This is a genomic window from Rossellomorea oryzaecorticis (assembly GCF_038405515.1).
GTDB classification, from domain to species: Bacteria; Bacillota; Bacilli; order Bacillales; family Bacillaceae_B; genus Rossellomorea; species Rossellomorea oryzaecorticis_A.
Genome location: NZ_JBBYAF010000005.1, coordinates 51,206 through 72,507, shown reverse-complemented (window position 1 = coordinate 72,507; position 21,302 = coordinate 51,206). Strand labels below are relative to the sequence as shown.

At 39.2% G+C, this 21,302-nt stretch carries 28 protein-coding genes; 7 read left to right on the top strand and 21 right to left on the bottom strand.

The genetic code is table 11. From position 1 onward, the window contains the following. Positions 1 to 201 precede the first annotated feature (201 nt). Positions 202 to 1,086 (bottom strand): TIGR01777 family oxidoreductase, encoded by an 885-nt coding sequence (locus tag AAEO50_RS04010; RefSeq protein WP_341980699.1) that lies wholly within the window; start codon positions 1,084 to 1,086, stop codon positions 202 to 204. A 257-nt stretch (positions 1,087 to 1,343) separates the two neighbouring features. On the opposite strand from AAEO50_RS04010, the gene AAEO50_RS04005 reads away from it, so the two are divergent. Both AAEO50_RS04005 and AAEO50_RS04000 read left to right on the top strand, forming a co-directional pair. Further along, complete coding sequence (locus tag AAEO50_RS04005; RefSeq protein ID WP_341980697.1) at positions 1,344 to 2,156, top strand: STAS domain-containing protein; 813 nt, start codon at positions 1,344 to 1,346, stop codon at positions 2,154 to 2,156. A 113-nt stretch (positions 2,157 to 2,269) separates the two neighbouring features. Continuing rightward, positions 2,270 to 2,797: a GNAT family N-acetyltransferase gene (locus AAEO50_RS04000; protein ID WP_341980695.1), complete on the top strand. Its 528-nt coding sequence runs from the start codon at positions 2,270 to 2,272 to the stop codon at positions 2,795 to 2,797. Between the two features lie 71 nt (positions 2,798 to 2,868). Here the strand turns inward: AAEO50_RS04000 and AAEO50_RS03995 are convergent, their stop codons facing one another. The 11 genes from AAEO50_RS03995 to AAEO50_RS03945 form a co-directional block, all read right to left on the bottom strand. Further along, positions 2,869 to 3,186: a DUF3892 domain-containing protein gene (locus tag AAEO50_RS03995; protein WP_341980693.1), complete on the bottom strand. Its 318-nt coding sequence runs from the start codon at positions 3,184 to 3,186 to the stop codon at positions 2,869 to 2,871. Positions 3,187 to 3,668: 482 nt separating this feature from the next. Continuing rightward, on the bottom strand, positions 3,669 to 4,271 hold the full coding sequence (locus AAEO50_RS03990; RefSeq protein WP_341980691.1) for a nitroreductase: 603 nt from the start codon (positions 4,269 to 4,271) through the stop codon (positions 3,669 to 3,671). Positions 4,272 to 4,333: 62 nt separating this feature from the next. Next, positions 4,334 to 5,185, bottom strand: a complete 852-nt coding sequence (locus tag AAEO50_RS03985) for a pirin family protein (protein ID WP_341980688.1) — start codon at positions 5,183 to 5,185, stop codon at positions 4,334 to 4,336. 251 nt (positions 5,186 to 5,436) lie between these two features. Further along, entirely contained in the window at positions 5,437 to 5,610 is a 174-nt protein-coding gene (locus tag AAEO50_RS03980; RefSeq protein ID WP_341980687.1) for a hypothetical protein, read from the bottom strand. An 87-nt stretch (positions 5,611 to 5,697) separates the two neighbouring features. Next, positions 5,698 to 5,949 (bottom strand): hypothetical protein, encoded by a 252-nt coding sequence (locus AAEO50_RS03975; RefSeq protein WP_341980685.1) that lies wholly within the window; start codon positions 5,947 to 5,949, stop codon positions 5,698 to 5,700. A gap of 44 nt (positions 5,950 to 5,993) precedes the next feature. Beyond that, on the bottom strand, positions 5,994 to 6,287 hold the full coding sequence (locus tag AAEO50_RS03970; protein ID WP_341980683.1) for a hypothetical protein: 294 nt from the start codon (positions 6,285 to 6,287) through the stop codon (positions 5,994 to 5,996). 158 nt (positions 6,288 to 6,445) lie between these two features. Beyond that, positions 6,446 to 7,243, bottom strand: a complete 798-nt coding sequence (locus AAEO50_RS03965; RefSeq protein WP_341980681.1) for a protein phosphatase 2C domain-containing protein — start codon at positions 7,241 to 7,243, stop codon at positions 6,446 to 6,448. Positions 7,244 to 7,291: 48 nt separating this feature from the next. After that, the gene (locus AAEO50_RS03960; protein ID WP_341980679.1) at positions 7,292 to 7,789 is read right to left on the bottom strand and encodes a GNAT family N-acetyltransferase; all 498 of its coding nucleotides are present in this window, start codon (positions 7,787 to 7,789) and stop codon (positions 7,292 to 7,294) included. Positions 7,790 to 7,852: 63 nt separating this feature from the next. Then, positions 7,853 to 8,335 carry an NUDIX hydrolase gene (locus AAEO50_RS03955; RefSeq protein ID WP_341980677.1) on the bottom strand — a complete coding sequence of 161 codons (483 nt, stop codon included), beginning with the start codon at positions 8,333 to 8,335 and terminating at the stop codon, positions 7,853 to 7,855. Positions 8,336 to 8,353: 18 nt separating this feature from the next. Continuing rightward, entirely contained in the window at positions 8,354 to 8,890 is a 537-nt protein-coding gene (locus AAEO50_RS03950; RefSeq protein WP_341980675.1) for a DUF4269 domain-containing protein, read from the bottom strand. A gap of 66 nt (positions 8,891 to 8,956) precedes the next feature. Further along, positions 8,957 to 9,847 carry a LysR family transcriptional regulator gene (locus AAEO50_RS03945; RefSeq protein ID WP_341980673.1) on the bottom strand — a complete coding sequence of 297 codons (891 nt, stop codon included), beginning with the start codon at positions 9,845 to 9,847 and terminating at the stop codon, positions 8,957 to 8,959. A gap of 119 nt (positions 9,848 to 9,966) precedes the next feature. Here AAEO50_RS03945 and AAEO50_RS03940 point away from each other — a divergent pair, with 119 nt between their 5' ends. Then, positions 9,967 to 10,587, top strand: a complete 621-nt coding sequence (locus AAEO50_RS03940) for a class I SAM-dependent methyltransferase (RefSeq protein ID WP_341980671.1) — start codon at positions 9,967 to 9,969, stop codon at positions 10,585 to 10,587. Between the two features lie 137 nt (positions 10,588 to 10,724). Here the strand turns inward: AAEO50_RS03940 and AAEO50_RS03935 are convergent, their stop codons facing one another. Continuing rightward, on the bottom strand, positions 10,725 to 11,135 hold the full coding sequence (locus tag AAEO50_RS03935) for a VOC family protein (RefSeq protein WP_341980669.1): 411 nt from the start codon (positions 11,133 to 11,135) through the stop codon (positions 10,725 to 10,727). A 172-nt stretch (positions 11,136 to 11,307) separates the two neighbouring features. Here AAEO50_RS03935 and AAEO50_RS03930 point away from each other — a divergent pair, with 172 nt between their 5' ends. Together AAEO50_RS03930 and AAEO50_RS03925 are read left to right on the top strand one after the other, a co-directional pair. Beyond that, positions 11,308 to 12,348: a winged helix-turn-helix domain-containing protein gene (locus AAEO50_RS03930; RefSeq protein ID WP_341980667.1), complete on the top strand. Its 1,041-nt coding sequence runs from the start codon at positions 11,308 to 11,310 to the stop codon at positions 12,346 to 12,348. Beyond that, a complete protein-coding gene (locus AAEO50_RS03925) occupies positions 12,345 to 13,565 on the top strand; it encodes an MFS transporter (protein WP_341980665.1) in 1,221 nt (406 codons plus the stop codon). Before AAEO50_RS03930 ends, AAEO50_RS03925 begins: the two co-directional genes overlap by 4 nt. A 36-nt stretch (positions 13,566 to 13,601) precedes the next feature. Here the strand turns inward: AAEO50_RS03925 and AAEO50_RS03920 are convergent, their stop codons facing one another. Next, complete coding sequence (locus AAEO50_RS03920) at positions 13,602 to 14,147, bottom strand: histidine phosphatase family protein (RefSeq protein ID WP_341980663.1); 546 nt, start codon at positions 14,145 to 14,147, stop codon at positions 13,602 to 13,604. Positions 14,148 to 14,284: 137 nt separating this feature from the next. On the opposite strand from AAEO50_RS03920, the gene AAEO50_RS03915 reads away from it, so the two are divergent. Beyond that, positions 14,285 to 14,758: a DinB family protein gene (locus tag AAEO50_RS03915; protein ID WP_341980661.1), complete on the top strand. Its 474-nt coding sequence runs from the start codon at positions 14,285 to 14,287 to the stop codon at positions 14,756 to 14,758. 58 nt (positions 14,759 to 14,816) lie between these two features. On the opposite strand, the gene AAEO50_RS03910 is transcribed toward AAEO50_RS03915, so the two are convergent. The 7 genes from AAEO50_RS03910 to AAEO50_RS03880 form a co-directional block, all read right to left on the bottom strand. After that, positions 14,817 to 15,779 (bottom strand): DUF2268 domain-containing protein, encoded by a 963-nt coding sequence (locus AAEO50_RS03910; protein ID WP_341980658.1) that lies wholly within the window; start codon positions 15,777 to 15,779, stop codon positions 14,817 to 14,819. A 156-nt stretch (positions 15,780 to 15,935) separates the two neighbouring features. Continuing rightward, a complete protein-coding gene (locus AAEO50_RS03905) occupies positions 15,936 to 16,085 on the bottom strand; it encodes a hypothetical protein (RefSeq protein WP_341980655.1) in 150 nt (49 codons plus the stop codon). A 100-nt stretch (positions 16,086 to 16,185) separates the two neighbouring features. Continuing rightward, entirely contained in the window at positions 16,186 to 16,725 is a 540-nt protein-coding gene (locus tag AAEO50_RS03900) for a GNAT family protein (RefSeq protein WP_341980652.1), read from the bottom strand. 21 nt (positions 16,726 to 16,746) lie between these two features. Next, positions 16,747 to 17,301 carry a GNAT family protein gene (locus AAEO50_RS03895; RefSeq protein ID WP_341980651.1) on the bottom strand — a complete coding sequence of 185 codons (555 nt, stop codon included), beginning with the start codon at positions 17,299 to 17,301 and terminating at the stop codon, positions 16,747 to 16,749. Between the two features lie 44 nt (positions 17,302 to 17,345). Next, complete coding sequence (locus AAEO50_RS03890; protein ID WP_341980648.1) at positions 17,346 to 18,374, bottom strand: serine hydrolase domain-containing protein; 1,029 nt, start codon at positions 18,372 to 18,374, stop codon at positions 17,346 to 17,348. Positions 18,375 to 18,439: 65 nt separating this feature from the next. Further along, positions 18,440 to 18,928, bottom strand: coding sequence for a DUF4367 domain-containing protein (locus AAEO50_RS03885; protein WP_341980646.1), 489 nt, complete (start codon positions 18,926 to 18,928; stop codon positions 18,440 to 18,442). Between the two features lie 39 nt (positions 18,929 to 18,967). Continuing rightward, positions 18,968 to 19,402, bottom strand: coding sequence for a hypothetical protein (locus tag AAEO50_RS03880; protein ID WP_341980644.1), 435 nt, complete (start codon positions 19,400 to 19,402; stop codon positions 18,968 to 18,970). A 766-nt stretch (positions 19,403 to 20,168) separates the two neighbouring features. Between AAEO50_RS03880 and AAEO50_RS03875 the strand changes: the two genes are divergently transcribed. Further along, a complete protein-coding gene (locus AAEO50_RS03875) occupies positions 20,169 to 20,858 on the top strand; it encodes a DUF421 domain-containing protein (protein WP_341980642.1) in 690 nt (229 codons plus the stop codon). Positions 20,859 to 21,302 lie beyond the last annotated feature (444 nt).

Genomic DNA, 21,302 nt, shown 5'->3' with positions numbered 1-21,302 from the left:
ATGATGCCTCCTTTCTGTTCACTTTTACTTAACCTTGAGCATTAGGAGCCGAGGAATTCAGTAAAATAAGCACCTGTCATTCATAATAGCATAGTTAGTGCCCAGCTGATGATTTTAAGGGTCAAACCCATAAGCACGTGGCTGCTTCACTGTTTCAAATAAAAGATCATGTTAAACCTATTGTATCAATTCAATAATGTTTTACAGAATGTCTTCCATGGCCTCTTGGATTGTCGGATATTTAAAACTAAATCCTTCGTCTATTAACTTTTCTGGAAGGACCCATCTGCTTTTCAAAATCAGTTCGGTTTCTGTACAGATGAATACAGCCCCCAATTCAAGCATCCATTTAGCTGAAGGCAGACCTGCTTTTTTATTCATCTTATTTCTCAAAGCAGCCATTAATTCACGGTTTGTAATCGGCACGGGTGAAGAGCAATTGAAAATGCCTGAAAGTTGTTCCTGTTCTTTAATAAAGAGTATCACTCTATACAGATCTTCGATATGAATCCAGCTGAACATTTGGGTGCCGGGTCCTTGAACACCGCCAAGTCCGAACTTTACTAAGTTTTTGTAAGGTGTCATCACTCCTCCTTCGCTCCCAAGAACGATGGCCATTCTAAGGGCTGCCTGTCTTGTAACTGGAAGGTCAAATGAGAAAAATGACTTCTCCCATTCCTTAGCTACTTCTACAGAGAAGCCTGTGCCTACCTCTCCCTCAACTTCGGTCATCGGTTTGTCTTCAGAATGTCTGTAAATCGTTGCTGTACTCGAATTAATCCACAACCTTGGAGGATTTATACATTCTTCGAGAGCTTTGCCCAGTATTTCCGTAGTCGTTGTCCTTGATTTAAGGATTTCTTCTTTATTCCTGTCGTTGTAGCGGCAGTTGACGGATTTACCAGCAAGGTTAATAAGAAGGTCTGAACCCTCAAGAGCCTGTATGATTTCATTTCTGTTCTCCCAGATAATATGAGGTTCTCTCCGCGAAATGATTTTCACCTCATAGCCAGATTCGCTGAATTTATCTTCTAAATACTGACCGACAAAACCGGTCCCTCCTGCTATGACAACTCTCTTTACCATGAATATCGCTCCTTCACTGGAGTTTTATGTGAAATAATTCACATTAATTATACCATAACCATCCAGTTCTGACTGCCCTAAACTAAAGGCCCGTCCCTCATCTCGTTAACGCTTTATCTGAGTGAGGGACGGGCCTTCAAATCGCAGTAAATATTTAGTTCCATATCCTTATAAAAATAGACATTTTCACAAAATTCTGTCTACAACGCATTTTCCAAACTTGCTATAATTATGTTATAAGGAGGTATCAACTCACCATGTCATCACTCTCAAAACTTGCCTATTACTTACTGCATAACCATTCAAGGATTGCAGCAAATCTAGTCGAACAAGGAATTAAAGAAATGAATATCAAAATTCCTGATGAGGAAAAAGATCATGCTGTTTGTGTATATGAAACGTTTTTTCAATTTATGGGAGATTCCTTGGAACAAGAGACAAATGAAATTCCTTCAAAATTGATTGAGTGGAGCAAGAAAAACGCAGAAGGTCAAATATTTTCTGGTGGGAAAATTTCAGAAATAATTATTCGCTATCCCGTCACAAGAAAAATATTCGCAGACCTTTCAACTCAATGGGCGGAGGAATTTTCTCTCACCAATAAAGAAAGTATCAAGATCCTTCAAAAAATGAATGCCATGCTTGATGTAAGCGAAGTAGAAACCGTTTTTGCCTTTGAGAAATTGACCAAACAAATGAAAAAGGACTATCAAAAAGAACTAGACACCCTTTCGAATCCGATTGTTCCTTTAAAAGAAGGCATCGCCGTCCTTCCTTTGGTAGGAACCATCGATTCATATAGGGTGAACCATCTGATGGAAAAGGTCATTCCTGAAATCGCACATCTCAATCTCAATTACGTTATCGTCGACTTTTCGGGTGTGCAGACTTTTGACGAAACGACCGCCAGCTACTTACAACAAATAGGGAGCGTTTTGCGTTTATTAGGCATCCGTACGATACTCACCGGTATTTCCCCTCAACTTGCGCAGATTGCAGTAGCCATTGGAGCAGAGTTCCATGACGTCACTTCTTATACAAATGTCAAACAAGCATTGGAGAATATATAATAAAATCGCCTTTCAATTTTTTTTATAATGTTAAATAAGTATCCGTTTTAAAAGATTTCTTATAAAATTAATTCATACATAGTAATACAATAAAAAGGTAGGAGAGAAAAAAAGTGAATTTCACCTTTGAAGTACTTCCTGAAGACAAAATGGATTATGTCCGTGAAAGCTGTAATGAACTGATGGCGTTTCAAAAGTCGGTGGCAACTATCACTCCTGAACTCTTTGATGATATGAGTTTTGAAACAAGATTGATTCCTTCTGTTGATAAAGCTATTCATAATTATACCGTTGTGGTTAAGGATGGAAATCAAATTGTGGGTTATGTCTATTCTAATGTTTCTCCAAAGGAAACCTATTCCAATGAATTTGCAACTTTCTTTGATCTATCATCCGTACAAAAAGCAAATGTAGGCTGCCTTTCTCAGTTTTACATCAAAGATGGTTATAGAAAGTTTGGAATCGGTTCACGACTCTACACCATGTCGATGGATTGGCTGAATCAATTTGATGAGATTGATGATATTTTTATCTTTGTATCAAACGGAAACAGCAATGCTCTTGAATTTTATAAACGTAAAGGGTTTACAGTAAGCCATGATATCCTGGGAGGGTTCATTACAGTTTTAAGAAATAAATGAAACTGCAGAGCCAAGGCTGTTTAGAAAAAGGGAGTCTGAATCAAATAACGTTTCAGACTCCCTTTCGCTTCCTAAAAATGCGGCAAATTATTTAAATTGTTCTCTTCAATTCCATCCGGTTCACTACGGATGATATCTCTTCCGTATCGGTGAAACACATCGACATGCGCGAGTTTCCCTGATTTCGCTTCATCGAGCGCTGTCAGGTAATCGAGTTCGCGTCCACTTTCTGTTTTGAATGCGATAATATCATCGTCCTCATTTTTACGTATGGCAATGATTTTTTCCCCACCACTTTCATCAGAGGAACCTGAAGTTTCCTGCTGAAGATGATGGGCTCCTTCCTGCTTGTACTGATCATAAATTTGTTCAAAATCTTTATTTCCCAATGATTACACCTCCCGAACGTATGTTTAGTATGTACGGGAGATAGTGTTTTTATTAAATGGAGTTTTGAATTGTTTACATATTCGCTTTAGGAGTGTTAAAACCATGCATTCAATTTGAAAGTGGGTACTACCCTTTATTCAATATCGATATATAGAGGCGGTAAGCGGTGGTAGATTAGAATGATTCTTAAACGATCATAAAATTAGAGAATGGATCGTATTTTCATATAATGGATTGTATATTTCCAGAATGGATCATAAATCCTGAAAATGGATTATATTTACACATAATGGATCATAAATGTAATGTCTTCACAGATATGAATGTCGTTTAAATCTGCTTAAAACAAGTTCCAATGAAATTTGCCCCATAATATACCTTTACCACGTGAAAAAGTGCCCTGAATATGAATTCTGAGCACTTTTTGTTTAAAGCATCTGCTTTTTAATACTGTGAACTTTATCAAATCATGAATCTCCTATCAGTTTCCCTTCAAATTCACGAAATCACTCTCATCACCAAGCCATTTCACAGACCCTTCGACGTCCTTGCGTTTTCCGGCAGGTGCAACTTTCTTCGGATATCCAAAGTAGAGAAATCCTAGCACTTTCCCTTTATCTGATAAGCCGAAAAGTTCGTTCATTGAAGGGTGATAGCAAGGTTTACCGGTTCTCCAGATCCCCGCTAACCCAAGTGCATGTGCTGCAAGAAGCATGTTTTGAGTTGCTGCATAGGCAGCTCCGTACTCTTCGATTTCAATCACTTTCGGATTGTCGCTTGGTTCAACGGCGACTGCGATGATCAGTGGTGCCCGGTATGGTTTCGCAGCAGTTTTTTCCAGCTTTTTCTTACTTTCTTCACTATCTGTTTCGTTCATATTTTCCCTGGCAACTTTTACGAGTGTTTCACCAAGTGGTTTTCGCCCATCACCTGTCAGGACAAAAAAGCGCCAAGGCTCTGTCCGATGATGACTGGGTGCCCAATTTCCGGCATCCAGAATCTTTTCTATGAGTTCTTTTGGGACTGGTTCTTCCTTGACAAGTCCCATGCTTCTACGGTTTTGAATCGCTTCGAAAATATCCATGCAGGTCACCCCTTTTATATTCTCCCTAATTTATATGAAACAATTATTATCTATACGTTTCTTTATTTGGCTGGAGGTCCGAATTTCCCATTTTGAAAGTCTTGGAACGCTTCTCTTATTTCATCCATCGAATTCATGACGAATGGTCCATATGGTACGATTTCTTCCTTGATGGGTGCACCTGAATACACAAGGAGTTTGGAACGACGGTGTTTGGATTTAATGGGTACTTCGCTGGTTGTTTCTTTGCTTCCATGCTCATGATACGTAAGAGTGGCTACGCCATGTTTTTTAAGGTTTAATTTGTTTTCACCAATTTCTACATCACCGGACAAAATGTAAATAAATGAGTTATGGTTTTCAGGGAGATGATGAGTATATTCGGCTCCATCCTCCAAGGTTATTTCACTTAATGTAATAGGAACAAGTGAATTCAAGGGTCCTTTAGCTGGTCTAATTTCACCTGCGAAAACTTTCACGGAACCACCTTCCACCTTAAATTGAGGTGCATCTTCTGAGTAGACATTTTGATAAAAAGTATCTGAGTTCTTCAGATGCTTTGGCAGATTCAGCCATAATTGAAGGGTGTGGGCAATATCATCGTCCACGCCTTCCTCTGCATGCCGTGCGCCCCATCCTGCGTTCATATATTGTAGATCCCCAGGTTCCAGAATATCCCTTCTGCCTCCGTTATCAATGTGTTCAAGCCTTCCATCGATGACATATGTAATTGTCTGAAACCCTCTATGAGGATGATCTGAAAATGTACCGCGTTTAAACCAGTCCTCCGCCATTAAGATAAAAGGATCAAATTCAGCCCAACGGCCAGCGGGGAGCACCCAACCTTTTTGAATTGAAGGAAACTGTGCTTCTTCGTATTTTACGTACCATGAATCTTTTACGCTTCTTTTCATGACTTTTGGAGATGGGGACATTTATAAAACTCCTTCTGATAGTGATTGTAATCAGCACTAACAATGTGTGTATGAATTACCAAGTTATTTTCATTACAGCATATAATCTCCCAATATGGCAATTGTACTGTTCCATGAATATTTTCTGAGCTATTCTTTAAAAACTCAGTACGTAAAAATACTATGAGAATCAAAAAAGGAGTAAAGTGCAAAATCTCTTTAAGCTCCACTTTCACTCCTATATTTATTAACTACCTGCAGCTGACGGACCAATTAAATGCCAGGAACTCTTTCTCTGCTCTAGTAGTTTTTTGATTCTCGACACATGACTGCTTTGCATGGTTGAACGCTATAGAATTTGCAATTACCGCTGTTGTCAGAAAGCTGCTTGTAATGATGACAGCTGCAATAAGTTTTCTTCTCATGGTGACCTCCATTTTTTCAATGAAAGATTAAGTCCTTCTTCATTTCAAATACTATCTAATATTCCTCACTAGACTAGTAGATTTAGATCAAGGCTGATTCCAGAAAAAAGTCGTGATGACGACCGGCATGATGATAACCGTGAAGATAATCAGCCCATTTCCGAATAATCCCACTCTTCTGTACCAGCTTTTACGTGCGAATAAGGCAAATAAGAAGCCGATCATTGATAAAATCACACCGGTCAACAAAAATGAGTCATTTCCAAATAACATCGTGATATATGCTGCCAATCCTAGTAAGAATAATACGGTTGATAGCTTGCCCATCATTCTTTTCATTGCTGTCCCCCCTTTTTTTCGTACTAGAAAAACATATGAAACTACTACGAAATAAAAAAATCTTTGTAATAGAAAAATAGAACTATAGCAGAAACCAAAGTGTACCCAATTGCCGTATAAAAACCGATAGTCGGTGTGAATTTCTTCTCCTGAATCTCTTGTTTAATTCCCGTTGTACCGCGCAGACGCATATCCATGTGACGGCCGGTGAAGCTTCCGGAAGAATTGAAGAATTTAATCGTAACAGCCCCTATGATTCCAACTACAAAAGAATAGTCAATGAACTTGGTGTTAAAGATGAATACGAATGAGTAATTTAGTAATATTAATGCTGCCAAGGTGATTAAAATAGTTAAAATCTTCTTGTTAATTGCAATGCCCCCCTTTAATAGCTATAAAAAGTTTACGAAATTAGAGAATAGAAAGTTTCACTTTTATGGAAACTTTTTCATGTTCGTAATCTTTTTAACCTCCCTTTCACCGCCTTTTTAAAGCTTTATTTCATATCACTCGGAATTGTCGCATCCAAGTTATTAAAAGTCTTCCAAGTAACGATTGTTGTACTATCTTTAACCTGGTTTCTTTTAATTTCATTCATGAGATTATATACCCCATCCTCAAGCGTTCCTTCACTGAACTCCTGCAAAATGAATCGCGCTTCTTCAAAATGTGTATTCGGACATTCTATCAGACCATCTGTTGTCAAAAATATATGATTCTCTCCTGATCTCAATTCTTTTATTCCCGTACTATAACTAGGTATTGCCTTGTTGAACGTACTGTTATTACCAATCCATTCATAAAAACTTCTGTGATTCTGTTGAAATTCCCCTAATGCAGACAATTCCCGATTAAATAAATGGAGAATGCAGTCACCAATCGAGAGCCACCATAGATGATTTTCTTTTCTGTACACAATCAGGCAAGCCGTTTCACCTTGGATATTTTTTGCTTTCTCTCTAAAATTGTCACTCTTGAATGTATCAATAAAAAAGTCTTGCAAGCTACGAAGCGTTTCGTGTGTTTCTTGTTTAAAGATTTCAAAAACTTGTGATTTATTATTTTCAAGCGTTTCCAGCACTAACTCGACACTTTCTGCTGTGTCATGCCCATCCAGGATTATGACAAACTCCCATTCTCCCGGTGAGGACCAGACCAGACAACCGTCTTCGTTTTTAAATTGTCCCGCGGAAGAATTTCCTCCAAATAGTCCTACCACAATATCATTTATTGATTTTACCTGAACTTGATCAACGTAATGTTCTTGACTGCCTGCCCAACTGAATTCATGCATTTGTTAAACTCCTTTAAATATTTTATTCTTTGAAGGGTCATTAATTGGTTAAAGTAATTTGGACATATAGTATTCATCATGAAATTCTCCATTAATGATTAGTGAATTGCGTTTTGTGCCTTCTATTTCAAAACCGCTCTTTTGGTAGAGTGCGATTCCAGCAGAGTTTCGAGTCACTGCAGTGAGTTCAAGGCGTGATATACGATGTTTATCCGCCCATTTTTCCACCGTTTGAAATAGAGAAGTTCCCACACCCTGACCTCTGAGATCCTTCAAGATGCCAGTGACGAGGTATGCAGAATGTCTGGTCCTTTTCGCAGATCCGCCAAGCGCCATCAGGTACCCTATCAATCTACCTTCTTTCTCCGCAACCAATATAACCGCATTTTCCTGCTTCTGTATACGTTCAATCATCTTTCTTTGTTGTTTTACAGAAGTCTGCCGTTCTCCAGGTTCCATAAGCATATATTCCGAGTGTGCTTCAACTTCCTTGATCAAATTCATTATTTCTTCAGCGTCTTCAGTATGTATTTCTCTAATAACCATGCAACCATCCTCCGTGTTGTAACCTGAAAAACATATAAATAATTCCCCTAGCTCAAAAAAACCTTATACTGACCTTTTTTCTTTCAATTCAAAAACAGGCTTAGTTACATACTCCATATAATTAATTTTTCCTTCGAACTCCAAATATGTTTGATACCGAGCACGGATTGCAGGTGTTTCAACTAAATCCAACACTTTTTCTTTTGCAACCCAGCTGCTGTCGGTTGTTTCTTCAGACACACCAAGCTCCCCGCCTGTGTATCGACAGATAAAATCAAACATGACCTTGGTCGGCACTTCCGTTTCACCATCATGCCAAATATAATTTCCGGTGTTGGAGTATACCCCGATCATTTGCGATACTTCAGCATCTATTCCGCTCTCTTCCTTTATCTCTCTCACTAATGCATCAGTCAGATTTTCTCCGACTTCAACTTGTCCACCTGGAGTCTCCCACCCTCTATGAACGGTTTTCACCAATAAGACATTTCCCTTTCCGTCTTCAACAATTCCTCCCACAGCAACTATATGCGTAGGCATTTTCATCGTCTTCCCCTCCTGAATTTATTGATTAATGATTTCTTTTTCTATACCGTAACGAATCAACCCCATATAAGGATCCCCGCTGATTCCGAGCAGTTCACAAAATGCTTCTTCCGTTTTAAGGCCATCCATTTTGAGGCGAATTACCTGCTGCTTCATTTCGGGTCTGCTTTTCAGAATGGAATATTCTATTACCACATGTAAATAAGCGTTTTGATTAAAAACCGATTGCGGCTGGCCAAATAATTCAAATTCAAAGTTTCCATATGTAAAATTTGCTTTTACAACAGGTATTCCTCTGATGACTTTCCATTTCAATCTGAATTGTTCATTCGCGCTATATAATCGATGAACTTCTTTTTCAAAGAGCTGCAAATCTTCCACTTCCATAATGATGTCCAGATCCGACGTTTCGATATCAATACCGATTGGAATCGTGCCGCATACAAGCGGTTGATAATGATTTAAGTCATTCATCACATTCAATGATTGTACAGCTTCATAGGCAGCTTGCTGCCTTGGACTTCCTGCTTTCATTTGTTCATATATCCCATGCATCTCTATAATCGCCTACTCATATACGAAAATTCCAAAAATTATAAATTTATTTTAACATAAATTTCCTCACTCAGCTGTCTCCCTCACCAACTCAATGAAGTTTTTATATACAGGTGACAGATCCTGCTCGGATTCCAAACTTACCAACGCTATTTCCCTATGGACTTTAGGTATACTGGCATGCTCAAGGATCTTTATGTTTTCACTTATCGCGGGAGTATCAATCATGGAAGCCGTCAGCAAAGCAACTCCTCTTCCATTGCTGATAAAGTCAAGCGCGCTCAACGGGGGAAGCTCAATGGTTTCCACGTCCCGTTCCATATGATTTTTTTGCCATTGCTTGGAATCACTGCTCCAATCCACCATTATATACGGCCGGCTATTCCCAAAGATTTGGTTTAAGGTAGTGCCGTGTTCATTCAACACCTCCCAGACTCCATTTGATTGATGTGCAACTAACTTAAGGGGCTCCTTCAACACAAGATGTTTCTTAATATCTGTATTGAAAAAAGGATGAGTGATAAAGCCGATTTTGATTTGACCTTCGAATAGCATGTCCACGATTTGCTGATTATGCCCAGTATGAATCTCAATATCTATATCAGGATTATCCCTATATAAAGAGAAGATGATTTCACTGAAAGGCTTAGTTGTGAACGTCGGCAAAGTTCCGACCGATAATTTACCTGCCTTTCCTTCTTGCATATGACGAGCGGTTTCCACCCCCTTGCTTAAGATTTCCAATGCCTGGCGGGCGTAAGGTAAAAATCCTTTCCCTAATTCACTTAATTCCAACGACTTACCTGCTTTCTGGAATAGTGGTCCACCAACTTTTTTCTCCAATCCTTGAATTCTTAAAGAGATAGTCGGCTGGGATAAATTTAAGTATCTGGCAGCTTTACTGAAACTGCCCATCCTCACTACGTAATCAAAAGCCTTTAGCTGATTAATATCCATATGCTCACCTCATTATTAAAAATATTTATATTAAGTATAATTGATATTGTATTGTTTAATACATCATCTCTATTATACTTTAAATGGATGTTAAAATAATCAGAAGAGGAGTGCTTACCATGCTGCAATTATTCCACACCTATATTGATCGTCAATACAAAACGCCGTCCGGATTGATTGGATATGTCATTGGGGAAAAGATGGTTAAACAGCACCAGCCAGAGACTCATTGGACGATCAGTCTCTTGGACTTGAACAGACAAGACACAGTATTGGAACTCGGTTGTGGTGCAGGATATGCCTTGAACAAAATTTTAAAGACAGAGCAAGTCCAACATGTAACGGGTGTGGATCTTTCCCCTGTTGTATTGAAGTTGGCGAATAGAAGGAACCATAGAGAAATCCAATCAGGAAGAGCAGAGCTGGTGCACAGCAGCGTTGATTCCCTCCCCTTGGAGAACGAGAGCTTTCATAAAATTTTCAGCATCCATTCCTTATACTTCTGGGAGGATCTGCAGGCAGCAGTCAAAGAGATGCACCGCTTGTTAGTCCCGGGAGGAATGACGATTCTTACCATTTCTAATGGAAAAGATGGAGAAGCGTGGCCTTCAATTGAAGAGCTGATAGAGGGACAATTGATTCCAGTCATGACCAAGACCGGCTTTCATCACATCGAAATGCTAATGGGACCCGATTCCAGAGGTTATCATACCGTTGCCATTGCTGGGAAAAAGAAGTAAGTCAAAAAGCGATTACTGTCGCTTTTTAAATTAAAATCATAATTTAAACTTGATTTGAAATCATTCCGTTTCACCAATCCACAGCCGGCTTATCAAACGAAAAAAAGGACCTAAATAATTGGTCCTTTTTAAATCGTTCAATTCCATCTCTCTTTAAAAGTGGGGCTCAACTCACTCCAGACATCAAACTTATTACCATCAGGATCGGTGAAGACAAAGTTTCTGCCCGCATGTCCCCTGTTTTCAATTTCCCCGACAACAATTCCTTTTTCAGTTAATTCTGTGTGAAGGGAATTCAATACTTCCAGTCCATCCACTTCGAACGTCATTGAAAACCTCACTGCTCCATCATGGTCATGAAAGTTTGCAGTTTGTCCCGTTTCTGCTTTTACAAGAAATAGGCTTTGGTTAGCCAGATCAAGTATGGCTTTCTCTCCGTCTTTATAGTTCAACACCGCTCCAAGATTTCCTTCGTACCATTCTGCTGAACGGTCCACATCGATTACAGGAATATAGTTGGTACCCACTCTTATTAGCTTCTCACTCATATTTTACCTCCTTTTTCTGAGATACTATTTCTTCAATTCCATGTTGAATCCCTTCAAATGTGGATATATTAACAATTTAATTTTTTTGAATATATAATTCGAAATATATTGAATTATATTTTTTCTTACTATATCCTATAACCAAGACGCTTTTACCTAAAGGAGGAAAATGATGAAGTATTATTCACCCCAATCCAAAGAAAAGATATCTCTTAAAGTTGAATCATCTCCTGTATGGGAAATCATTTTAGGAATCGCAGGATATACACATTCCAAGCTGCGGCATACCTTTGATTTTGATGAGAAATGGAAAATGGATAGTCCTTCGATGCCGGCTGCCTTACAAAATAGACTAATTTGGATCGAAGAGACAAATTCCTGGTTTGCCCTTATTATGCTTCAAAATAAATTATCAGCAGAAACCATTCGAGATTTTTCGAATTCTCTCTATCAGGTAACCTACGAGGAATTTTATGAAATCGTGCTGCCGTATAAAAATAGAGAATGTGAAAACTTAAGAAGATCCCTTGCAGAAAATATGTTGAATAACGAACTCTTAAATACGTATGTTGAACAATTCAAAGATCATGAATTTCTTGGAGGATACATACAAAATCTGTCCCGGCAAGGGCTGGATGAACTTCGTGAATTATTGATTGACTCTGTACAGGAATGGTTTGCCTGGATCAGCCAAAAAGAAGAATGGTCTACATGGAGCAAAGCTTTACAATATGAAGATAAGCTGCAAGCATCATTGGATGAAAAAAATCCAATTGAAGAAATAGAGCGGATAACCGGAGGAGTACGCTATGTACCTGAACCCTCGATTTGGACCATCAAATTGATCCCCCATGTTTCCTATCGTCCATGGGTAATGGAACAACGTACCTCTGAAACGAAACTCTTCTTCTACCCTGTAAAAGAAGAGTACTTATTGGAACCCGGAGTACCTGGGCAGGATTTGATAAATGGACATAAAGCGTTAGGAGACGGGACCCGCTTGAAATTACTTTATGAACTTATGAAAGGCCCTCTCTCCCTCCAGGAAATCAGCGGAAGGTTCAACCTTTCTAAAACGACTGTTCACCATCAGCTCTCCCTATTAAAGGCAGCAAAACTCGTCAGAACAGATAAAGGTATTTACTCGATAAATGAAATACAGATTCATTCATTAACGAATAAGCTTGAACAATTTCTGGGAATAAGAAAATGAATAGATATTCTGCTGGGTTCAAAGCGTTATGGACCGGGGAAATCGTCTCAGAGTTCGCGGGGGCAGCGGGAGGGATCATTAATGGTCTGTTGTTATATGAAATCACCGGTTCCAAGGAATGGATGGGTGCCTTGTGGCTTGTCTATTTCATCCCCTCCTTGATCCTGCAAAGCGTAAGTGCTCCAATCCTGAACCATGTGGTAAAGGAAAAAATGTTAATGAACATGCAATTGATCAGGGCGGTTGTCTATTTATTCCCTTTACTGGGTTATACGATGGGAAATGATAAAGCGGCAATCATTGGCCTTATTGTTCTTCAATGCATACTCGGTTTATTACAGCCGATTTATGGGAGCCTATCTTTTTCATTGGTTCCTGAACTGTGTAGAGAAGAAGAACTGATAAACGCCAACGGTTTATTGGATGGAACGCTCCGATTAATGAGCTTTCTTGCTCCCGGAGTCACTTCTTTATTTCTGTTCCTGATTCCGCTGCATTATGTTTATATCCTTTCTGCCTCCTTATTTTTATTGAGTTATTTTTCACTTGCACGTATCAAGTTACCCCATCAAAAAAAGGGGGCAGCATGGTCAAGGAGATTTTGGTGGTCGGAAATGAAAGAAGGATATAAGAGTTTCTTCAGCGTACCGGTTCTTGTACGATTGACGTTTCTTTCTTCACTCGTTCAGTTCGCCGTAGGGGCAGCGATGGTCTTAAGCGTGCCTTTCATTAGAAGTGAATTGAGCGGACAACAATGGGAATATGCAATCTTTGCCGGTTCCTTCCCGGTCGGGTATGCGGCTGGTACGCTTATATTAAGAAAATTACCACGTACCTCCGCATTTATGTATGCAGGCTTAATCGGGGGCGGTCTCTCATTCTCACTGCTATTTTTAGTAGATTCCATTTACCTCGCTTGGCTGTGTGAGCTGTTTGGAGGTATCATGTTCCCTCTCTTCAACGCTCAAAGTGCAGCCATTTTCCAGCAGCATGCTCCTCGCAATCGACTCTCGCAATTAAGCGCGGTTCGTTTGTTCTTCCTTCGAGTCACCATGCCGCTTGGAATCCTGTTCGCTTCGATCAGCCTGATGGAGATGAGGTACATTTACTTAATCATTGGCAGCTGCATCTTCATTCCGGGAATATATTATTTGATTAGATCATTTATTCAATCAGAACAGGTTCATGATGCAGGTAAAAACCTTAAAAATGCATAAAAAAGAACGGCTGCATCCGTTCTTTTTTGTTTATCTTCATTTTACCATCTTTTTTATCGCAAACTCATATTTTTTGTAGTCACCGTTGTTAGAGGAAAATCTTAATATATTCTGATCTTCAGGTACACCTTCAAAAAAAGCCCCGATCCCTCCCGTCGTACATCTGTGTCCGGATAGTAGTATGTTCACTTCTTTTTCCCCGTACTTCAGCTGCAGTTCCCCCATAAAGCTGAATACTCTATTTATGTAATCTTGAATGTCTTCCATACCTGAGTATAAGTTTCTGTCGGGAAGTATGCCATCCAGTTGAACTTCATGTTTCTTTAATCCATCAGCTTCTCCTAAATCGTAAACATCCAGCCGAGGCTCTATGAGAGGCTGCATTCCAGTTGCAATTTCAGCCGTTTGAATGGCTCTTTCCTGGGGAGATGAATACACATAATCAAACCTTACTTCTTTCAATCGTTCTCTCAAACTCTCAGCTTGTTTGCGTCCTTCCTCATTTAATGGCAATCCATTCCTGCCCTGCAGTCTTGCTTCTTTATTGAGATCCGTTTGCCCATGTCTGACTACGTATATCATATACGGCCACCTCTCATTATTATTTCATTGAGATATTGATTAATTGTAAGATTAGTATAGTATATAAAATATGGAAAATAAAGGTTTTATAATTCGCTTTCCTTCAAAAACGATATTAAAGAATGGAGAACAATTCAATGATTAATAATCTATTTTCATACAACTGGCAAGTGAGGAAGGAGTGGTTTGAATGGTGCCGAAACGTTCAAAATGAAGAATTAACGAAAGAGCGGGTCGGCGGTATGGGCAGTATCTTACACAACTTACTCCATGTAATTAATTGCGAGCATATTTGGATCAGTCAGATGAATGGGGAACCAGTTTCAAAGAAAGACTTTACTAAGTCTACAAGTCTTGAAGAGATAATCGTGTTTTCAAACGAAATCAAAAAGAACACACAACAATTCTTGCATACCATTGAGGCAGACCTGAATGAAAAGATTTTGTCAGTTACCACACGGAAAGGCGTCAGCTATGACTTCCCTTATCATAAAGTCCTGCTGCATATCGTTACCCACGAAGTTCATCATATGGGGCAGTTATCGGTGTGGGCAAGGGAAATCGATAAGAAACCAGTGTCATCTGATTTGATATTCAGGGAATGGAAGTAATCAATGAAAGAGCATTGGACAGTAATATATTCAATACTCTTTCATTTAATGAATTATTTCAATTTAACAAATGCTTATATTCACTTCCTTGAAGAATTTCCTCCGCTTCAAGCTTTGTCCATTCCTCAATTGAATCCTCAGGATGGGCGTCCAAGTAACTTTGCAGAATGCTGAAACCTATCCTGTAATTGGACCATTGAGGCAGCCCTTTTGATGGCTCCCCTCCAAAGAATTCATAGTAAACCGATAAATCAAATGAGTTCAGATTCTTCTTAAGTTCTGCCAATACAGCTTCCTCTGAATCCTCAGGTAACGTCTCGGTCCATTGAGGATTATGATCAGGATAGACAATCTTTGCGAATGAATCCGCCTTTCCTTCATTAAGGGTTAATCCTAATAAAGTTTCTCGCTTCATCCCCATAACTTCCATATTTATTGTGTGATGATATTCATGAGCTGCAGTATACTTCAGGGCTTTCTCTGTAAATGAAGGATCAATCTGCAGCAAAATTACATCATCACTGAAGGTGACACCGGAAATACCTTCCATTTTATCCGGGATGACGGTCATCTCAGGATTACTGGGAAGCATAAAGATTGTTTTGTCGCCGCCTGCGATATGCTTAGAGGATTTTATAAGAGATTCTTTGATATAACCATTGATTACTTTCTGATTTTGAAGAAGCTCAGCAGTGTTTTCTTCTAGTTCTGCGACATCCTTAGTGGGGAAAAAATAATCAAAATAATAGGACCCGGCATCTGCATTATGTTCATCGACTTTGTCCTGAAAAGGTTCAAGTACTTTTTCAAAGTACATCTTCTTCGTATTCAGGGAAGCGTTATCTCTTGCCGAACCTGTATAGTTCAGCACTTCTTCATAAAGAGGAATGATGTGAAAGGTCTGTCCATTATGGGTGAATTTCAATGTAGTTTGAGAAGGAATTTCCCCCTCTTTGATCTGCTCTTGAATTGTGGCTTTCGAACAGCTGATTAATAAAAATAACGGTACAATTAGCAGCATAAGATATAATCGACTAATGATGCACACCCCTTTCAAAGTTTAATTGCACCATTAAGTACGAATGAATTACCAAAAGGTTTCGTCTATTGATTATTTTGTAAAATATCTTGTTTAAAATAAAAACAGTACACACTGGGATCCCCAAGCTGTACTGCTTCAATTTAATGAAAAGATCCATTTACCAATAATAAAAGCAAACATGAGGATCGCGATGATGATGATTTCCAATGAAGATGTTTGATATCGTTCCTTTTTTCTTAACTTCTGCCTATATTCATGCTGAATTTTAAAATTCTTTTTCTTCATCGTGCTCCCCCCTTTAAAAATAATATGAATCCAGGGGGTTGGTTGATTATAAGTTCAAGCTTTATTCGTTACTTTAAGTATGGATGGAACAACAAATTGCTCAACTGTAAAATTCGCTCTTAAGTATGCTCATTCTAAAACGGTCAACATATTCACCATTCCTAAGTCTATCCTGTCGTAAAATTCCTTCATCAACATAGCCAATTTGTTTGTAGGACTGAATCGCCTTTTCATTATCCGTTTCAACCCGCAGCCATATTTTATTCAACCCTAGAACAGTAAACCCAAATTTTAACATCTCTTTCATTGCAGCTTGTCCATAGCCTTTTCCCCAATAAGCCTTATTTCCAATAGCTATACCCAGTTCCGCATGCTTATTGACCAGGTCAAAATTCTTCAAATCAATCCAGCCTATATGGACACCTTCATCAGTAAGAATGGCTTTCTGTTCATACCCATTCGTACGATTAATGCACATTTCAATCCACATGGATGTTTCTTCTCGTGTAAACGGAGGATAGGTATCCGGCATATTTAAATACTTAGTAACATCACGATCAAGACACCATTGATAACGGTCTTCCACATCTTCCATTCTTAAATCTCTCAATCGTATTTTTGGCAGCACAGTATCAAGCATTATTTGATTACTCCTATTCTCTTATCTTTCATGGTACTCACTCTCCAGGACACTATAAATGGCAGTATCGCGCCAGCCGCTTTTAATCATGATGGATTCACGCAATACCCCTTCTCTTTTCATGCCGACTTTCTCCAGCACTCTGGAAGAAGCTATGTTATTGGGGTCGCAGGTGGCTTGAATACGGTGTAAATGAAAGTGTGTAAATCCTAATTGGATCATCAATTTTGCCGCTTCTGATGCAATGCCTTTACCCCATAAATCTGGATGCACGATATATCCGATTTCACCATTCTTATGCTGAGAATCGCGAATATTCAATTCTGCGGCTCCGATCAGACGGTTATCATCAAGCAGCACAATTGCAAACATGAAGCGGGTTCTTGGTTGCATTTTTTTATCTGCCAATACCTCCTCTATGAATGTTCGCGTATCTTGAATCGTATTTGGTCCCCAGGGCTGGTACTGACAGACAATTTCCAGAGATGCGTAATCATGAACCTCTTTCCAATCGCTCTCCTTCATTTCTCGTAATTTCAGTCTCTCTATAGAGAGCAGATGCTCAGGAATTTTCATGGGTAATACCTCCCTAATTCAACAATATGTTTTAAAAAGTGACTCTAATCCTGGAGTCTATTTGCTAAAATTGAATTCACTATATTTCCGAAGTTTTTGATATCCCTGAGATAGTCATATCCTGGAGGGTTCCCCCTCTTGTTATACATACGTACAGCGACAGCATCATATTTGGGAATGACCAGGCAGGTACAGCCTGATGCGCCGAGAATTTGATACGATCCAGCCGGTAATTCTTCTCCCAACTCACTTTTCTCATATCCATTTTCATTCAGGAACCAAAAGAATCCGTTTTGAGGAGTATACTTTAGTTGTTCGGGTGTCTGAATCGCAGTTGTCATGTCAAATAGTGTTTCAGGGAGAATTTGTTCATTGCCGATACGTCCCTTATTCAAATGAACATATCCCCAATGAGCAAGCTCTCTTGTACTGACGTATAGATTCCGTTCAAATCCGGTGTGATCATCGAACCTGATATTCGGTTCATTGTGTTCATTCACATCTGCTGTGAGGTGTTCTCCAGGTCCTGTTTCCCATCCTGTTTCATTAAATTGCAGCGGGTTGAATACACTCTCAGTAAGAATTTCATTTACCGTTGACCCCGATGCCTTCAAGATGATTTTATACAACAAAGATAAACCTGCGTTGTTGTAATCCCAAACTGTCCCCGGGGTGGCTGACTTAGTGATTCCCGTCTGTTCGTCATTCAGTCCGTGAGTATGTGTGACAAGGTGGCGGATCGTTATCCCATTGTAGAGTTCTTTTTCACCTAAATATGTAGAAACCGGATCATCCAAACTGGCGATTTTCCCTTCTTGAAGCAGAAGTACGGCAGCAAGCCCTATGTAACTTTTACGTACGGAATAGACATTATAGCGTGTATGTTCATCTATTTTTCTATTAGAGGAAGGGTCTATTCCATTGTACCATTCCCCGATCACATCGCCGCCCTGAATGATGTAAACCGAACTTGCCGAAGCTGAAATTTGATTTCTGACCTTATTTACATAGTCATATAGGGCTTTCATCTCTTTTTGCTCTTGCCTTGTCAGGAGTTGATGGATTTTGTTCATGTTTTTAGCTCACTTCCATTCGTATAATAAACATAATGCATTTACTAATCTACCGGGAATTTATACTACTCTATCGACTCCGCCATCTCAATCAACCTTCCCTTACTCAAATCATGGGGAGTCACTTTAGGATGATAAGTAATACCGTAATACACGTCTCCGTGTCTCCAAAAGAGTCTGCGGATGCCATTTTCATTAGGTATATACTTTCCCGTTATACCACTTCCAATTTCCACTTTTTCAGTTTTCGTTCCACTGTCGATCTCTTCTTCATGATTCGCCACACTGTAAACCAAGGTTTCCTTGTGCTTATTCATCAATGTGATTTCGTAATGTTGTTTGGTACCGTCCCTCTTTAACTTGGTATCAAATATTTTCATTTCTTCAAAAGGGACAAGTACCGGCACCTTTGATTCAAACGATAGAATCTCAAGTTTGGCAGCCAATTGCTCATTGTCAAAACTGTACATTTTACCCGTCAGATTTGACCAATTGATGAAAATTAGATATCCAGCTGCTATTACAGCCATAATGAATAACATTCTCTTCCACATCTGCTATTCCCTCCATTCTTCAGGTACGGTCTTTATTTTTCATCTTCTCCTCAAATAAAATATCAATATTGATGCAGCCGCTGCGGAAATAACTACAAAGGTAAACAAATTATTTTTTTCTTTCACTCGGATCCCTGTCTTATATTCCCCAATCCTGACTGCTTTTTTGTATTGTGAACCTGTTTTTACAGCTATTGCTTCATCCGTCGAAATTCCTTTAATAGAATAATATTTTGTACCTTCTATATATTCATTCGAGAAATTTCCAGAAAGTGTCTCCATATCCGAGTAACTAGTTACTTCCCCGATTTCAGAATCGATTTCTTCCACATATTCATCTAATACTTCAAATCTATACCCATCCCACACAACAAAGGGATATGCCCAGGAAGTGGCTGAAGAAGTCGTCGCAAAAAACATTATATGCAAAATAGCAATAAGAATCATGGGGAACCACTTTCCCTGAGATATCATGATATGAACTCCTTTTTAATTGTTTTTAGATTAGCGCGCCTGTAGGTGAACTCAACGACTCCCGACTACTACTTGATCAGAAAAAACTTCATCCAATTCGGTAATTGAATCAGGATTGGACAATAGACGACTTCAAAACTGCGTACTTCCTTCAGTTTAACTTTAATGTAATTCTTTTTGGAAACAAATAACAGTCTGTGATTAATTGTAAAATTGTGGTATGGATTGAAATAAGATGGCTGGGACAAAAATGTTTTAGTCTAAATGAAACCTGAACTAATTGAATTCTAGGATTCATATTAGGTAGGAGTTTTTATTGGATTTTTTCAAGTGTGCGTATGGTCTTTAGCTTGTTCCAGCGGTTGATTGGAGTGCAAGACGAAGACTCCTGCGGGAATAGTAGCTTATAAGAAAAGCGGAAGGGCTTTGCTCAGAGGCTTGGGGCATAAGACGAATCAGCCTGGAAGGCGCTCTTTGCCTTCTTGGCTGGTTTGGCTTATGACCTGTGCCTCTAAGCCCTGCAGCTAGACATGTAAGACCCCGCAGGAGCGAACGCGACGAGGAGGCTCACGGGCTACCCGCGGAAAGCGAAGTCTTGCACGGAAATCATAATCAGTAATAAAAGCCTGCACTGAAATTGTTCGTCTTTTAGCCAGGGTTAATAAGTTTGTCCCATCATCTTTTGTGGTGATCAGTTCACTTGTAATAAAAATAATCTTTTTAGGAAATGGTATACAAAAACAATCGGAAAAGGAGCGCATTTAGGATGAGTATATGGGAGTTGTCCATAAGGCTTTTATTGTCCTTCACGACTCTATTATTACTGACTAGATGGATGAGCAGAAAATTACTCAGTCACATGACTTTTTTTGACTTTATTTCTGGTATTACAATTGGAAGCATCGGAGCTAATTTAGTGTTCAATCCTTCGCTCACCATTCGGAACGGGCTCCTTGCGTTACTTGGATGGAGTATCATAACCGTGACTCTCGGCTACATTGATATCCATTCAAAGAAAGCAAGGGCTCTCCTTGATGGGGAACCAAGAATTCTCATAAAAAAAGGAAAAATAATGGAAAATCAGCTCAAAGCTGTTCGACTTGATGTTGATTCATTGATGGCATTATTGAGGCAAAAGGATGTATTTTCACTACAAGAAGTAAATTACGCCATCTTCGAAACGAATGGTGAATTATCTGTGTTAAAAAAGGAATCTCAAAAAGAAATCACGAAATCAGACCTCAATCTTTCTTTTGAAAATCCTGCAGCTCCCCCTATAGGAACGGAAGTCATCAGTGATGGAAAGCTGGTACATTCAAACCTTAATAAGCTGAACCTGACTGAAGAATGGGTGCACCGTCAACTGATGGATAAAGGGATACATAATGTAGAAGATGTTTTTTATGGAGAAATTAACAAAAACGGGATACTGATCGTTGATAAAAAAGACGATTAGATTCATAATGAATTTTTTAGAAATTATCTATTTATGATTAAAGAGGATGGTTAAAAAATATTATTGATTTTGGTTAGGCTCTAGCGGTTGATTGGAGTGCAAAACGAAGACTCCTGCGGGAGAAGCGTGTTAGGTGAGACCTCTCCAGCTCTGGGGCTTAGAGGCACATGTTATAAGCCAACTCGTCCAAGAAGGCAAAGAACCGCCTTCGTGGCCAGTTCGTTTTATGCCACCCGCCTCTGAGCAAAGCCCCTCCACTTTTCTTCCCGCAGAAGCATCGCGACGAGGGGGCTCACCAACCGCCCGAGGAAAGCGAAGTTTTGCACGGAAATCAACAGCGGTATAACAGAGACTAAAATATAATAATTTAATAACATCTAAGTGTAATATCTTGAAAAAACAAGCTTATAATGATTATAATAATCTTAATCATTTATCAAGGAG